We start from the raw sequence: 15,041 nt of genomic DNA on the forward strand, positions 1-15,041 counted from the left end.
TTCCCCGACCGACAGCGGTGCCAGCACGTGCCGTCCCGGCCCACCCCCATCGGATCCGGATCCCGCATGGACGAGCGGAGACACCGATCAGCACTGCTCTGTGTCACATCACACAGATCAAATCCCCTCGCCCATGACGCGTCATCACAGAACAATGACAAGGTTTCGCCCGCGAACGGCGCACGACGAAGGTGCCCGACCCCGCATCGCGGGCAATCGGGCACCGTCTTCGGAGAAGTACTCTTCTCGGGCTAGAGCAGCACGTCGGTGTCGAAACACGTGTGCGTACCGGTATGGCATGCCGCACCCACCTGGTCGACGACGAGCAATACGGTGTCACCATCGCAGTCGAGCCGGACCTCGTGCACGTATTGGGTGTGTCCCGATGTCTCACCCTTGACCCAGTACTGGTTGCGCGATCTCGAGTAATAAGTGGCCTTGCGTGTGGCGAGCGTGCGCGCGAGCGCCTCGTCGTCCATCCACGCCATCATCAGGACCGCCCCGGTGGATTTCTCCTGCACGACCGCGGCGAACAGACCGTCCTCGTTACGCTTGAGCCTGGCCGCGATCTCCGGGTTCAGGATGTTGCTCATCGGACCACAATTCCTTCCGCGCGCATCGCGTCCTTGACCTGCCCGATCGTGAGTTCACGGAAGTGGAACACGCTCGCCGCGAGCACCGCGTCCGCACCCGCCTGTACGGCCGGTGCGAAGTGCTCTACCGCACCGGCGCCGCCGGATGCGATGACGGGGACGTGCACCGCCGCACGAACGGATTCGATGATCTTCAGATCGAACCCGGCCTTGGTCCCATCGGCGTCCATCGAGTTGAGCAGGATCTCCCCCACCCCCAGTTCTTCACCGCGCCGAGCCCACTGGACCGCGTCGATACCCGTCCCGCGGCGACCACCGTGGGTGGTGACCTCCCAGCCCGACGGGGTGGGTTCCTGACCGTCCGGAACAGTGCGGGCGTCGACCGACAGCACGATGCACTGGGAGCCGAATCGCTCGGACATCTCGCGCAGCACATCCGGGCGCGCGATCGCCGCAGTATTCACCGAGACCTTGTCGGCACCCGCCCGCAACAGGCGGTCGACGTCGTCGACCGTGCGGACACCGCCGCCGACTGTGAGCGGAATGAAGACCTGCTCGGCGGTACGGGTGACGACGTCGAGCATCGTGCCGCGATCACCGCTCGAGGCGGTGACATCGAGGAAGGTCAGTTCGTCCGCGCCCTGGGCGTCGTAGAGGGCGGCAAGTTCGACGGGGTCGCCGGCATCGCGCAGGTTCTCGAAGTTGACTCCCTTGACGACCCGTCCGGCGTCGACATCGAGGCAGGGGATCACTCGCACGGCGAGCGTCATTGGGATTCTCCTTCTGAACGAGACTCCGTCCTCACGGATCTCAGAATGTCCGATATTTCGTCGTGGATTCCGGGAGCTGCTGCCAGTACCGATCCGCTTCCGATGCGCCAGGGCTTGCCCTCGAAGTCGGTGGCGATCCCGCCTGCCGCGCGGACGAGGGCCACCCCGGCCGCGTTGTCCCACGGATGGTGACCGAACACGACCGCTCCGCCGAGCGCCCCCGCCGCCGTGTAGGCGAGATCGATACCTGTCGAGCCGTGCATCCGCAGCCGCGCGACCCGGCGACTCAGTTCGGTGATGACGGACAGCCGGGTGCGTCCGGGAACACGACCGCGACTGTCGACGTCGAAACTGCCTACGGCGATCATGTGATCCTCGAGCCGCTGAGGTTCGAGGCGCTTGCGAGGCTCACCGTTGAACAGCAGCGGACCGTCGACCACCGCGGAGAACCTGTGGCCGATCAGCGGCATCCATGTCAAGCCCAGCACCGGTTCGCCGTCCTCGACGAGCGACAGCAGGATTCCCGCGGTGGGGAGTCCGGCCGAATAGTTGACGGTGCCGTCGATGGGATCGAGCAGCCACACTGTCCCGCTGCTCGCCGATGGCCCCCCGAACTCCTCGCCGTGCACAGCGATACCCGTGCGCTCGGCGAGCTCACCACTGATGCGGCGTTCGAGTTCGAGATCGAGGTCGGTCGCGAAGTCGTTGCGCCCCTTGTCCACCGACCGCGGTGCTCCATGGCCGGTGACGAACCGCCCGGACACACCGTCGAGCACCTCGCTCGCAACAGCGAGGAGGTGATCGCGGTCCGTGTTCGCGGCCATCGACGTCAGCGTGAAACCGCGTCGAGTGCTTCGGGCAGAGTGAAGCGGCCTGCGTAGAGCGCTTTGCCGATGATCGCGCCCTCGATGCCTTCGTCGACGAGCGTGGCGATCGCGCGCAGATCGTCGACGGTCGAGACGCCGCCGGAGGCAACGACGGGAGCGTCGGTGGCGTTGCACACCGAGCCGAGCAGATCGAGGTTGGGCCCGCTGAGGGTGCCGTCCTTGGTCACGTCCGTGACGACGTACCGGGAACAACCCTCGCTGTTGAGCCGCTCGAGCGTCTCCCACAGGTCGCCGCCGTCGGACACCCACCCGCGCCCACGCAGACGCCATTCGCCGTCCATGAGCTTGACGTCCAGGCCGACGGCGATGCGGTCGCCGTGCTCACCGATGACCCGTGCACACCACTCGGGATTCTCGATGGCGGCGGTGCCGAGGTTCACCCGCGCGCAGCCGGTCGCAAGGGCCGCTGCGAGGGTCGCGTCGTCACGGATACCACCGGACAGTTCGACCTTCACATCGAGTTCGCCGACGACCTGCGCGATCAGTTGACGGTTGTCGCCGCGGCCGAACGCCGCGTCGAGGTCGACCATGTGCACCCATTCGGCACCGGCGTTCTGCCATTCGAAGGCGGCGTCGCGCGGAGAACCGTAGCCGGTTTCGCTGCCCGCCTCTCCCTGGACGAGGCGAACTGCTTCACCGTTGGCTACGTCGACTGCAGGCAAAAGGACCAGGCTCACTGCGCCTACAGTAGTGCCTGTCGTGTCGAACCTCGAAAGCGACTCGGCGGGGATCGAACCACCGGAGACCGCCACCGGGCCCGACGTCACCGACGCGTGCGCGCCGGGGCTCATTCGAGTGCGTCCGTCAGTGCACGACACGTGGGCGTGTCGTATCCCGTGTAGTCGGCCACGTGTCCCTGGAACAGGACGGTCCCGCCGTGTCGGCCGGGCCCGGGGCCGAGGTCGATCAGCCAGTCGGCGCGGCGGACGACGTCGAGGTTGTGCTCGATAACCACCACATCGTTCCCCAGCTCGACGAGCGTGTCGAGAACGTGCAGCAAGGCGTCGATGTCGCTCATGTGCAGCCCGGTGGTCGGTTCGTCGAGGACATAGGTGGTGGTCTGTTCCACCTGCCGCAGTTCCTTGGCGATCTTGACTCGCTGGCATTCGCCTCCCGAGAGCGTGCTCAACGACTGCCCCAGACGCAGATAGCCCAGGCCGACCGCCGCGAGCTGTTCCAGCGCGCGAGCGATGCCCTTGTCGGGCAACCGGGCAACGGCCTGCTCGACGGTCAGATCCTCGACGTCCGCGATGGACAGCCCGTCGACAGTGTGCGCGAGGACCTCGGGTGTGAATCGACGTCCGTGGCACGTCTCGCACACGACTTCCTGTCCCTCCATGAACGCGAGATCGGTGTAGATGACACCGGTGCCCTTGCAATCCGGGCACCCGCCGTCGGAGTTGGCACTGAACAGAGCCGAGGGCACGTCGTTGCGGCGCGCGAACAGTCTCCGGATTGCGGGTGCGATGCCGGTGTAGGTGATCGGGGTGGAGCGCCGGTTGGTGCTCACGGGCTTCTGGTCGATCACGATTGCCTCGTGTTGGTCGACGAGTTCCGTGGCCAGACTGGACTTCCCGGATCCCGCAACGCCGGTGAGCACGGTCATCACGCCTCTGGGGATCTGCACGGTGAGATGCTGCAGATTGTTGCGTCGTGCGTCGGCGACGGTGAGGCACCCGGCCGCGAGCCGTGGCGCACGCTCGGGCAGTGCTCGTCGACGCAGGGCACGTCCGGTCGGAGTATCGGCGCGGCGCAGGTCGTCGAATGCCCCTTGGAACACAAGTCGGCCGCCGGCCGCGCCGGCGCCCGGGCCGATCTCGATCACCTCGTCCGCCCGGGCCATCACCGCGGGATCGTGTTCGACGACCAGCACGCTGTTACCACTGCTGCAGAGGTGTTCGAGCAGTTCGACCATCGACTCGACATCGCTCGGGTGCAGCCCCACTGTCGGTTCGTCGACCACGTAGGTCATCTCGGTCAGGCTCGATCCGAGATGTCGGACCGTCTTGATGCGCTGGGATTCGCCGCCGGACAGGCTTGTGGTCGGGCGGGCGAGTGTCAGGTACCCGAGTCCGATCTTCACCATGGCGTCGAGCCGTTCCGTCAGCGCGGCGACGACCGGCGCGACATGGGCTGAATCGATAGTGCGGACGAGGTCGAGGAGTTCGGCAATCTCGAGACGGGACATCTCGCCGGGGGTACGGCCGAGCACGACCGCGGTGCGGGCGGCTTTGTTCAGCCGGTCGCCGTCGCACTCGGGACAGGTCTGCGATCTCGTGAAGCGGCGGATGGTGTCCTGCTTGCGTTCGGACAGATTGTCGGAGGTGTGCAGGTAGATGCGTTCGAATCGCGGGACGACGCCCTCGTACTCCTTCGGCGTCCTGCGGCCCAGTTTCGCCGCGGCCTCACCGCCGTACAAGAGTGCGTCGCGTTCGGCCTCGCTCCACTGCCGCAGCGGGGTATGGGCGTCGAACGTGCCGATGTCGGCGTACAACGAGTACCAGTACCCGCCGTGGCCGAAACCCGGGAGCACGATGGCGCCGTCGGCGAGCGACTTGTCGACCTCGAGGAAGCGTTCGACCGCACTGGCGACGACTTCCCCCAGGCCCGAGCAGGTGGGGCACATTCCCGCGGGGTCGTTGAACGAGAAGCGATTCGATTCGCCCACGTGAGGTGTCCCGATGCGCGAGTACAGCAATCGCAGGTAGGTCCACGTGTCGGTGATGGTGCCGACGGTCGAGCGGGCGTTTCCGCCGATCCTGCGCTGATCGATGACGATCACCGGGGTCAGGCCTGCGATGTGTTCGGCGGCGGGCCGGGCCCATTTCGGCAGTCGGTTCCTGGTGAACGGCGGGAACGTCTCGCCCAGCTGATATCCCGCTTCGGCGGCGATCGTGTCGAACACCAGGGAGGATTTACCCGAGCCGGACACCCCGACGACGACGACCAGCCGGTGGCGCGGGATGTCGAGGTCGAGGTCGGCCAGGTTGTTGGTGTGTGCCCTGCGAACGGTGATGTGTCGCGTTGCTGCCATACCTCGACGGTACGACCGGATGCGGTCGGATCCTGACCGCATTTTCGGGGAGAATCGGGACATGGCCGACGTGACGGAACGGATGCTCGAGTTGCTGTCCCTCCTGCAGACCGGTCGCGCGATCGGTGGCAACGAACTCGCACGCCGGCTCGAAGTCAGTCCGCGGACGCTGCGCCGCGACGTCGACCGCCTCCGCGGGTACGGGTACCCGGTCGAGACGCAGCCCGGTCCCGGCGGTTTCTACCGACTCGCCGCCGGGCGAACGATGCCACCGCTCGTTCTCGACGACGACGAGGCCGTCGCCACACTGCTGGCACTCGCCGCACTGGCCGCTGTGGGGCCCGAGGAAGGTGGCATCGACGATGCGGCGACAGACGGCATCGACGATGCGGCAACCCGCGCGTACGGCAAACTCGACCAGTTCCTTCCCACTCGACTCCGACCGCTGCTCACCGCCATCCGTGCCGGACTGGAGACCAGTCCCCAGCAGGCACCGACGGTGACCGCACAGCACCTGAGCACCATCGCCGAGGCCATCACGCGCCGGGAGACGATCACCTTCCGTTATGTCGACGCAGCGAGTAACACCACCGAGCGACGCGTCGACCCGTACCGCCAGATCCACCACCTCCTGCGCTGGTACCTGTTGGCATGGGACACCCGCCGCAAGGACTGGCGCGTCTTCCGGGTCGACCGCCTGCACGAACCGGTCCGTACCGGCCACCGCTACCCGATACGGGATCTGCCGGCCGACTCTGCGTCGGAATACCTTCGCCATAGCCTTCGCCGAGGCAAGGAACCGGTGGATCTGCTGGTCGACGCGCCGGTCGAGCACGTCGCCGACACACTGAAGTTCCAGGAAGCCCGGGTCCGCTCCGCGAACGACGATTGCACCGCTGTCGGCCTCGATGTGGACTCGTGGCAGTGGCTCGTCCTCATCCTCGCCTTCGTCGATGCCGACTTCAGGATCGATGGCAGCGAGGCTCTTCTACGCTCGTGCCGGCTGTTCGCGCAGCGATTGTCTGCCGCAACGGACGATTCCCGCACCGACCCGGCCTTGCTGCCCGATAAGCTCGGCGGATGGCACCACTGAACCCTGATCTCGCAGGTCGGGTATTCCCACCGACGAACTATCTCGTCGGCCGCGAGAAGATCCGTGAATTCGCCCGCGCCGTGCGCTCGACGAACCCGCTCCATCACGACGTCGAGACATCCCGCGCAGCCGGGTTCGCCGATGTGGTCGCACCACCGACCTTCAGCACCGTGGTGCTGGGTCCGGCCGTGACCCAGCTGATGGAGTCCCCCGGCACCGGCATCGAGCTGCATCGGGTCGTCCACGGTTCGGAGAAGATCGAATACCGCCGTCCCATCGTCGCAGGCGACGAGCTGTCGACGACGTTGACCATCGTCGACGTGTCCGAGCGCGCGGGTAATTCCTTCCTCTCGACGATCTGCGAGGTCTGCGACGAGACCGGCGCGCTGGTCGCAACGGTGACCTCGAGTTTCCTGCATCGAGGCGACGCATGAGCCTGCCCACCCGCCGCGCGTTCGGCGACCTCGAGGTCGGTGCCGTCGTCGCCAAGGCCGAACCGAGGATCACTCGCGACGACCTGGTTCGCTATGCGGGCGCATCGGTCGATTTGAATCCGATCCACTACAACGAGGTCACAGCTGTCGAGGTCGGTCTTCCGGGGGTGCTCGCGCACGGGATGCTCACTGCGGGCCTTGCGCTGCAGGCGGTGGTGGACTGGATCGGCGATCCCACCGCGGTGATCTCGTACGAGACGAGGTTCACACGTCCCGTTGTCGTCGATCCGGTCGACGGCGCCACCCTGTCGATCTCCGCCAAGGTCGCCCGACTCGACCCCGACGAACACACGGCGCGGATCGACATCACGGTGAGCTGCGAGGGCCGCACCGTCCTCGGAAAGACGCAGGCCCAGGTCCGGCTCCCGGCCTGACCCGAGGCTCGGTCGAAGTTCATTGTGTGAGCGGGGCGCGGTCCATGAGACCGGACAGGATCTCTGGCAACGGTGCGCGGTGCAGGACCCCGAGACGCTGGGTGGCACGGGTCAGCGCAACATACAAGTCCGCTGCCCCGCGCGGTCCGTCGGCGAGGATCCGTTCGGGTTCGACGATGAGGACCGCGTCGAATTCGAGGCCCTTGGTCTCCGAGGGCAGGACCGCGCCGGGGACGTCCGACGGTCCGATCACGACGCTCGTTCCTTCTTCGAGGGCTTCGACACGCACGAATTCCTCTACGGCGCCGCCTAGTTCGTCGCTACTCACCAGCCTGGACCAGGGTGCCACCCCCGCCTCACGGACCGACTCCGGCGGTGCGATACCAGGCGCGAACTCGGCGAGCACACCGGCGGCAACGGTCATGATTTCGGCGGGTGTCCGGTAGTTCACGGTCAACGATCGGTACACCCACCGTCCAGGGACGTACGGCTCGAGCATCTCGCTCCACGACGTCGCTCCCGCCGCCGATCGGCACTGAGCGAGATCACCGACGATTGTGAACGAGCGTCCCGGACAGCGACGCATCAGCACCCGCCAATCCATCTCGGACAGTTCCTGCGCTTCGTCGACGACGACGTGCCGGTAGGTCCATTCCCGATCCGCTGCCGCGCGTTCGGCAAGGTCGCGGGTGTCGCGCTCGGTGAAGCGCCCCGCCAGATCGGAGCCGTAGAGCATGTCCTGCGCGAACAGGTGGTCTTCGTCGTCCATGTGGTCTTCACGGTTCACCAGGACGTCCAGCACTCCCGCTGCGTAGTCGGCCTCGGCCGCGAGTTCGCGTTCCGCGGTGTCATCGACGGGGCCGGCGCGTCCGAGGAGATCGACGAGTTCGTCGAGCAGCGGCACGTCGGAGACCGTCCACGCGTGGCCGTCGGCGCGCCACAGCGCCTGATCGGCACCGGCTGCGCGGAGCCGTGCCTCCGACGTGTAGAGCTGCGCCAACAACTCCTCCGGCGTGACGATCGGCCAGAGTTCGTCCAACGCGGCCGTAAACCGTTCGTGCTCTTCGAGTTCGACGCTCAGATCCGAGCGCATGTCCTCCCATGCCTGCTTGTCAGACCGGTCCAGCCATCCGCGGCCGATCCGTGCGATGGCCCGTTCGGTGGGTACCCACGTGATGATCTCGGTGAAGACCGCGCGTGCCTCGTTGTGCGGCAGGCCGCTCGCCCGCGCTTCGTCGATCGCCCATTCGGTGGTGTCGGCGTCGATCCGCACCGTGACGTCGGTCAACTCGATCATGATCGGGTCGTGCGGTTGCCGTTGTCTGTCGGTGATCGCTGCGGCGAGCACGTCGAGAATTGTCGACGATCCCTTGAGCCGCGCCACGTCCGGCGCGTCCTCTGCGGTGACGTGCAGTCCGGGAACCAGGTCTCCCGTGGTCGCGAACACCACGTCGGTCTCACCGAGCGACGGCAGCACGTGCCCGATGTGCCGCAGGAACTCCGGGTTGGGTCCGACGACGAGCACGCCGTGGCGTTCCATCCGTTCGCGCTGGGTGTAGAGCAAGTAGGCCACACGATGCAGCGCCACCACCGTCTTGCCGGTGCCCGGCCCTCCCTCGATGACGAGTACGCCCGGGTGGTCGAGTCGGATGATCGCGTCCTGTTCAGCCTGGATCGTCGCCACGATGTCGCGCATTCCCTCGCCGCGCGGCGCGGTCACCGCGGCAAGCAGCGCCGAGTCCCCGGTGTCGTCGTCCGACGGACGCCCGAGCGATTCATCGGTGAAGTCGACGATCTCCCGTCCACGGGTGTGGAACTGGCGGCGTCGACGCATGCCCTCGGAACTCGCCGCGGTTGCCACGTAGAACGGACGTGCAGCCGGCGCCCGCCAGTCGAGCAGCAACGACTCGTAGTCGTTTGCCTCGTCGAGGAGCCCGATCCTGCCGATGTACGAGCGCTCGCCTGACGCTGCGTCCAACCGGCCGAAGCACAGTCCGGCGTCTGCCACGTCCAATCGTGCGATCGCCCGGGCCTGCGAGCGTACCTCGACGTCGCGTTCCATCGGTGAGTACCCGCTGTCACGCAGCGCCGCCTCGTATCGTGCCGATGCGTCGGCCCGTTCCGAATCCAGCTGTGCGTGGAGCCGTGCCACGTACCGCCGTTCGGAGTTCAGCTCCTTCTCGTGCCTCTCCTGCTGTTCGTGTCGAGTCGTGTGTATGTCGTCGAGCGTCATGACGATGTTTCCCCTCTCCCGGCCGGGCACAACCGTGACGTGCACGGATCCGGCCAGGAGGATGATTCTGGGGTACACCGGGGGTCTTGCCGCAAGCCCCCGAGTGAGATATATCTTGGAGAGGGAAGGACGTAGCAGTGGGAATTGCCCCGTGCAACGTCCTATTTCTTTTCCGGACCGAACGCTTTCCGCGTCATCCGCTTCGACACGATCCCCATCACAGCAATCGCGCCGACCACTCCGACGAGGGCCACCATCAGACCGATCACCGGTTCCGGCTTCAGCAACACGATGACAAGGGCAGCGACGAGCAGCACCGCTGCGGCCGCGCCGAGCGAGGACATCGCGAGCTTGCCGAGCGAAAGGTCTCCGGTCGGCTCGTCCGGCCGCTCCCCCTCGTCGGGCGTGGTCACAAGGAGCCCACCCAGTTGCGCAGCAGCACGGCGCCCGCGTCACCGGACTTCTCCGGGTGGAACTGCGTCGCCGAGAGCGGACCGTTCTCGACCGCGGCGAGGAACCTGCTGCCGTGCTCGGCCCAGGTCAGGCGGGGCGGTGCGAGTCGTTCGGGTTCGGGCAGTTCCCACGTCTGCGCCGCGTAGGTGTGGACGAAGTAGAAACGCGTGTCGGCGTCCATTCCAGCGAACAAGACGGAGTCCTTCGCCCCCTCGACGGTGTTCCAGCCCATGTGGGGCAGAACGGGGGCGTCGAGACGCTCGACGGTACCGGGCCATTCGCCGCAGCCTTCGGTCTCGATGCCGTGTTCGACGCCTTTCTCGAACAGGATCTGCATGCCGACGCAGATGCCGAGTACCGGGCGTCCCCCGGCCAGCCGGGTACCGATGATCTTCTCGCCGCCTACGCTGCGCAGGCCCCGCATGCAGGCGTCGAATGCGCCGACGCCGGGGACGACGAGACCGTCCGCGGCGAGCGCGACCTTGGGATCGGAAGTGACCTCGACGTGCGCGCCGGTGCGGGCCAGAGCCCGGGTCGCGGAGTGGAGATTTCCCGAGCCGTAGTCGAGGACGGCCACCGTGGTTGCGCTCATGTTGTCGATTCTATGTGGAGGGACGGGGACGTTCGGACGGGCCGGCGAGCCTCGCGAGCAATGGGAGCGTGGGGACCAGCAGCGCGGCGACCGCGAAGGCCGCCGGGTATCCGGATGCGGCGGCCACTGCGCCGAGCGCGAAGGATCCGGCGCCGGTGCCCGCGTCGAAGCCGATGTTCCATGCGGCACTCGCGGATCCGATGTGCTCGGAGCCGGCGCGCCGGAACGCGACGAGCAGTGCCTCGTTCTGCACGATGCCGAAGCCGAGCCCGAAGCACACCGAGGCTCCGATCAGGGCTCCTGCGCCCGCTCGGTCGTCGGCGATGAGAGCGAACGGCACCATCGCCACGGCGGCGAGACCGAGGCCGACGGGCAGCATCCTGCCCGCACCGAAGCGGTCGGCGAGGGCACCCGCGCCGAAACGTCCGACGAGCGTGGACGCGCTGAGCACGGCCAGCGCGGTCGGGACGGGGAGATCGGCGACGGCAATGCGCAGGAGTGAGGTCAGTCCGCCGTAGGCGATGGCCCCCGCTCCGACCGCAACCATGGGAAACAGCAGCACCCGCAGCGGGATGCGGCCGCTCGGCGTGGCAGCGCGCTTCGGTGTCTGCGGTAGCCGGAACGCCGCGATGAGAGCGGCCGAAGTGACGATCGCCCCGAGGAGGAACACCGGTGTGGTGGAGTAACGTTCGGCGATCGCCAGGCCGGCGGGCAGGCCGATCATCTGCGACGCAGCGATCCCGACACCGAGCGCCCCCGTCGCCCGGCCGAGCAGGCGTGGAGGGGCGAGTTCGCCCACGAGTGCGGACGCCGCGACGGTGATCATGCCGAATCCGATCCCGCGCACCGCGGAGATCCCGAGGACAGCGGCCGGAGCCACCGACAGGAGAAACAGCAACGACGGCGGACCGAGCAGCAGGCAGCCGGCGATGAGCGTGGCACGGTGACCGTACGTCCGCATCAGTCGCGGCATGGCGATCTGAGTGAGAACCGTGGTGAGCATGAACACCGCCGTCACCGACCCGGCGAGCGTGTCGGATCCGCCGGCTTCGGCGATGGCCCAGGGGACGACGGGCAGCAGCAGGGAGAATCCGCCGAACGCTGCGGCAGCCAGTATCCACGCCGCAGGGAGCCCGCGCACGCGAAGCAGTGCCGGACCGTCCTGCGTCACGTCAGACCAACCTGAGCACACCCGCGATCACGGCAAGCACCGTGATTGCAAGGAGAACCCCGGCGAACAGGAGATTCCGGGACTTCCACATCGACCAGGTGCCGCCGGCCGTGATCCCCGCGGCGAGGAAACAGGCGTAGGTGAGGACAACATCCATCGCTTACAGACTGCCCTTGGTCGACGGCACACCGGTTACGCGGGGATCCGGTTCGACGGCCTCACGCAGTGCGCGTGCAACAGCCTTGAACTCGGCCTCGGTGATGTGATGCGGATCGCGGCCGTAGAGCACGCGCACGTGTAATGCGATGCGCGCGTGGAATGCGAAGGATTCGAACACGTGCCGGTTGATGACGGTCGAGTAGGGCACGCCCGGGTAGCCGCCGATCACCGAATGCACCATGTAGTCGGGTTCGCCGGTGAACACGCAGTACGGTCGTCCGGAGACGTCGACGGACGCGTGCGCAAGGGTCTCGTCCATCGGAATGAAGCAGTCGCCGAACCGACGGATACCACGCTTCTCGCCGAGAGCCTCGTTGAAGGCCTGGCCCAGCACGATCGCGGTGTCCTCGACGGTGTGATGCGCTTCGATCTCGACGTCGCCCTTGGCGTGCACGGTCAGGTCGAACGAGCCGTGCTGACCGAGCGCGGTGAGCATGTGGTCGTAGAACGGAATTCCCGTCGCGATGTCGGTGCGTCCGCTGCCGTCGAGGTTCACCTCGACGGTGATGCTCGATTCTCTCGTGGTGCGTTCGACCTTGGCGATGCGGTCGCTCATCGGGTTACCTCGATTTCGGTTGCGGCGAGTATCTCACTGACCCGCAGAAGTTCGTCGTTCTCGTGTGCGAGTCCGATTGTGGTGCGCAAGTACCCCGGGATGCCGACGTCCCGGATCAGGACGCCGTGGTCGAGGTACCGCTGCCATGTGGTGGCGGCGTCTGCGAAACGGCCGAACAGGATGAAGTTGGAATCGGACGGGATCACGTCGTATCCGAACCGGGCGAGTTCGGCTGCGACGCGGTCACGTTGCGCAGCCAGTTCGGCGACGGACCCGAGCGTGGCGTCGGCGTGCCGTAATGCCGCCCGGGCGGCGGCCTGTGTGATCACCGAAAGGTGGTACGGCAGGCGAACCAGCAGCAACGCGTCGATCACCGCCGGGGCCGCCGCGAGGTAGCCGAGCCGACCACCGGCGAAGGCAAAGGCCTTGCTCATGGTTCGCGAGACGATGATCTTCGCCGGGTACTCGTCGATCAGCGCCAGCGCACTCGGCACGGCGGAGAACTCGGCATATGCCTCGTCGACGATCACGATGCCCGGGGCGGCGTCGAGGATCGGGCGCAGCTCGTCGAGCGGGATGCTGTGGCCCGTCGGATTGTTGGGGCTCGTGACGAACACGACGTCGGGCTGCCGGTCGCGGATCGCGGTGACGGAGGCCTCGATGTCGAGGGTGAAGTCGTCGCGCCGGTAGGTGGGCAGCCATTCGGTTTGTGTTCCGTCAGCGATGATCGGGTGCATCGAATACGACGGCACGAACCCCATTGCGCTGCGGCCCGGTCCGCCGAACGCCTGCAGGATCTGCTGCAGCACCTCGTTGGATCCGTTTGCCGCCCAGACATTCTCGAGACCCACCGTGATACCGGTCTGCCGAGTGAGGTACGCGGCGAGATCGGTGCGCAGGGCGACGGCGTCGCGGTCGGGATAGCGGTGCAGTTGTGTCGCTGCCTCACGAACCGATTCTGCGACGTCGTCGACGAGTGCCTTCGTCGGCGGGTGCGGGTTCTCGTTCGTGTTGAGCTGGACCGGCACCGTCAGCTGCGGAGCACCGTACGGCGATTTACCACGCAGGTTCTCGCGCAGCGGCAGATCGTCGAGTGTGATTGCGCCGCCCGGGATCGCCGCGCTCACTTGAGAGCCTCGAAGCGCAGTCGCACGGCCTCGCCGTGTGCGGGCAGGTCCTCGGCGTTCGCGAGGGTGATCACGTGGCCGGACACGTCTTTCAGAGCCGCCTCGTCGTACTCGACGACGTGGATTCCGCGTAGGAACGTCTGCACGCTCAGCCCGGACTGGTGCCGCGCGCACCCGGCCGTGGGCAGTACATGGTTCGAGCCGGCGCAGTAGTCGCCGAGTGAGACCGGGGCCCACGGGCCGACGAAGATCGCTCCGGCGGCCCGGACCTGCGCGGCGACGTCCGACGCGTTCTCCGTCTGGATCTCGAGGTGTTCGGCCGCGTAGGCGTTGACCACGTTCAGGCCCTGCGCGATGTCGTCGACCAGCACGATGCCGGACTGGCTTCCGGACAGTGCGGTGGCGACACGTTCGCGGTGCTTCGTGAGTTCGAGCTGTGCGGCGAGCGCAACGTCTACGGCGTCAGCGAGCTCGGGGCTCGTGGTCACCAGCACGGACGCGGCCATGACGTCGTGCTCGGCCTGGCTGATCATGTCGGCTGCGACGTGCACGGCGTCGGCCGTGTGGTCGGCGAGGATCGCGATCTCGGTGGGGCCCGCCTCGGCATCGATGCCGACCACGGAGCGGCATAGTCGCTTGGCGGCGGTGACGTAGATGTTGCCGGGGCCGGTGATCATGTCGACGGGCGCGAGTTCGGCGCCGTCGGTGTCGGTGCCGCCGTAGGACAGCAATGCGATGCCCTGACCGCCGCCGACGGCCCAGACCTCGTCGACGCCGAGCAGTGCGGCCGCCGCGAGGATGGTCGGGTGGGGCAGGCCGCCGAAGTTCTTCTGCGGCGGCGACGCGATCACGAGCGATTCGACGCCCGCAGCCTGCGCGGGGACGACGTTCATAACGACGGACGACGGGTACACGGCGTTTCCGCCGGGTACGTACAGCCCGACCCGGTCGACCGGCACCCAGCGTTCAGTGACGGTGCCGCCCGGCACCACCTCGGTGACGGTGTCGGCGCGTCGCTGGTCGGCGTGCACCTTACGGGTGCGTTCGATGGCAACCTCGAGGGCCGCGCGTACCGCGGGATCGATCTCGGCGAGGGCCCGTTCCAGCTCGGCCTCGGGTACGCGGACGCTGTCGGGGCGCACTCCGTCGAACTTCTCGCAGTAGTCGAGTGCGGCGTCGGCGCCGCGGTCGCGGATGTCCTCGACAACGGGACGAACGTGATGCAGCACCGCGTCCACGTCCACTCCGCCGCGGGGCAGTGCGCCCCTCAGCTCCGCAGTGGTGGGAGTACGACCGCGCAGGTCGGTGCGGGCAAGCATGAGGTGTCCTCTCTCGCTGATCAGGGAGCACTGTCTATTATCCGCATAGACAGTAAATAGAGCACACGCGGGTGCGGCGCCCGCGCGAGTGGGTCACCCGACCGGCCGGTTCGTTTCCGCACCGAC

The 15,041-nt window shown here is 67.2% G+C and carries 16 protein-coding genes; 3 read left to right on the top strand and 13 right to left on the bottom strand.

What is annotated here, in order from left to right; translation table 11 throughout:
- Positions 1-251: 251 nt before the first annotated feature.
- From hisI to ACTDXD_RS25590, 5 genes are all read right to left on the bottom strand, one after another.
- Positions 252-593: a phosphoribosyl-AMP cyclohydrolase gene (gene hisI / locus ACTDXD_RS25570; RefSeq protein ID WP_440124948.1), complete on the bottom strand. Its 342-nt coding sequence runs from the start codon at positions 591-593 to the stop codon at positions 252-254.
- A complete protein-coding gene (hisF, locus tag ACTDXD_RS25575; RefSeq protein WP_440124949.1) occupies positions 590-1,363 on the bottom strand; it encodes an imidazole glycerol phosphate synthase subunit HisF in 774 nt (257 codons plus the stop codon). The genes hisI and hisF overlap by 4 nt, the downstream gene beginning before the upstream one ends.
- Positions 1,360-2,187, bottom strand: a complete 828-nt coding sequence (locus ACTDXD_RS25580) for an inositol monophosphatase family protein (RefSeq protein ID WP_440124950.1) — start codon at positions 2,185-2,187, stop codon at positions 1,360-1,362. Before ACTDXD_RS25580 ends, hisF begins: the two co-directional genes overlap by 4 nt.
- Before the next feature lie 5 nt (positions 2,188-2,192).
- On the bottom strand, positions 2,193-2,927 hold the full coding sequence (gene priA / locus ACTDXD_RS25585; RefSeq protein ID WP_440124951.1) for a bifunctional 1-(5-phosphoribosyl)-5-((5-phosphoribosylamino)methylideneamino)imidazole-4-carboxamide isomerase/phosphoribosylanthranilate isomerase PriA: 735 nt from the start codon (positions 2,925-2,927) through the stop codon (positions 2,193-2,195).
- Between the two features lie 110 nt (positions 2,928-3,037).
- Positions 3,038-5,284, bottom strand: a complete 2,247-nt coding sequence (locus ACTDXD_RS25590; protein WP_440124952.1) for an ATP-binding cassette domain-containing protein — start codon at positions 5,282-5,284, stop codon at positions 3,038-3,040.
- 61 nt (positions 5,285-5,345) lie between these two features.
- On the opposite strand from ACTDXD_RS25590, the gene ACTDXD_RS25595 reads away from it, so the two are divergent.
- Genes ACTDXD_RS25595 through ACTDXD_RS25605 form a run of 3 tightly spaced genes read left to right on the top strand, consistent with a single transcriptional unit; the run spans position 5,346 to position 7,245 of the window.
- Positions 5,346-6,377: a helix-turn-helix transcriptional regulator gene (locus tag ACTDXD_RS25595; RefSeq protein WP_440124953.1), complete on the top strand. Its 1,032-nt coding sequence runs from the start codon at positions 5,346-5,348 to the stop codon at positions 6,375-6,377.
- On the top strand, positions 6,365-6,811 hold the full coding sequence (locus ACTDXD_RS25600) for an FAS1-like dehydratase domain-containing protein (protein WP_440124954.1): 447 nt from the start codon (positions 6,365-6,367) through the stop codon (positions 6,809-6,811). Before ACTDXD_RS25595 ends, ACTDXD_RS25600 begins: the two co-directional genes overlap by 13 nt.
- Positions 6,808-7,245 carry a MaoC/PaaZ C-terminal domain-containing protein gene (locus ACTDXD_RS25605; protein ID WP_440124955.1) on the top strand — a complete coding sequence of 146 codons (438 nt, stop codon included), beginning with the start codon at positions 6,808-6,810 and terminating at the stop codon, positions 7,243-7,245. The genes ACTDXD_RS25600 and ACTDXD_RS25605 overlap by 4 nt, the downstream gene beginning before the upstream one ends.
- Positions 7,246-7,264: 19 nt before the next feature.
- On the opposite strand, the gene helR is transcribed toward ACTDXD_RS25605, so the two are convergent.
- The 8 genes from helR to hisD all read right to left on the bottom strand — a co-directional run bounded on the left by helR (position 7,265) and on the right by hisD (position 14,915).
- Positions 7,265-9,478 (bottom strand): RNA polymerase recycling motor ATPase HelR, encoded by a 2,214-nt coding sequence (helR, locus tag ACTDXD_RS25610; protein ID WP_440124956.1) that lies wholly within the window; start codon positions 9,476-9,478, stop codon positions 7,265-7,267.
- Positions 9,479-9,639: 161 nt separating this feature from the next.
- Positions 9,640-9,891: a hypothetical protein gene (locus ACTDXD_RS25615; protein WP_440124957.1), complete on the bottom strand. Its 252-nt coding sequence runs from the start codon at positions 9,889-9,891 to the stop codon at positions 9,640-9,642.
- On the bottom strand, positions 9,888-10,523 hold the full coding sequence (gene hisH / locus ACTDXD_RS25620; RefSeq protein ID WP_440124958.1) for an imidazole glycerol phosphate synthase subunit HisH: 636 nt from the start codon (positions 10,521-10,523) through the stop codon (positions 9,888-9,890). The genes ACTDXD_RS25615 and hisH overlap by 4 nt, the downstream gene beginning before the upstream one ends.
- Before the next feature lie 10 nt (positions 10,524-10,533).
- Positions 10,534-11,664, bottom strand: a complete 1,131-nt coding sequence (locus ACTDXD_RS25625; RefSeq protein ID WP_440127802.1) for an MFS transporter — start codon at positions 11,662-11,664, stop codon at positions 10,534-10,536.
- A 31-nt stretch (positions 11,665-11,695) separates the two neighbouring features.
- Complete coding sequence (locus ACTDXD_RS25630; protein WP_440124959.1) at positions 11,696-11,851, bottom strand: hypothetical protein; 156 nt, start codon at positions 11,849-11,851, stop codon at positions 11,696-11,698.
- Between the two features lie 3 nt (positions 11,852-11,854).
- Complete coding sequence (gene hisB / locus ACTDXD_RS25635; protein WP_440124960.1) at positions 11,855-12,469, bottom strand: imidazoleglycerol-phosphate dehydratase HisB; 615 nt, start codon at positions 12,467-12,469, stop codon at positions 11,855-11,857.
- On the bottom strand, positions 12,466-13,596 hold the full coding sequence (locus tag ACTDXD_RS25640) for a histidinol-phosphate transaminase (RefSeq protein WP_440124961.1): 1,131 nt from the start codon (positions 13,594-13,596) through the stop codon (positions 12,466-12,468). Before ACTDXD_RS25640 ends, hisB begins: the two co-directional genes overlap by 4 nt.
- The gene (gene hisD, locus ACTDXD_RS25645; protein WP_440124962.1) at positions 13,593-14,915 is read right to left on the bottom strand and encodes a histidinol dehydrogenase; all 1,323 of its coding nucleotides are present in this window, start codon (positions 14,913-14,915) and stop codon (positions 13,593-13,595) included. The genes ACTDXD_RS25640 and hisD overlap by 4 nt, the downstream gene beginning before the upstream one ends.
- Positions 14,916-15,041: the final 126 nt, after the last annotated feature.

Source organism: Rhodococcus sp. SJ-3, assembly GCF_051918125.1.
In the GTDB taxonomy this organism is placed as follows: domain Bacteria; phylum Actinomycetota; class Actinomycetes; order Mycobacteriales; family Mycobacteriaceae; genus Rhodococcus.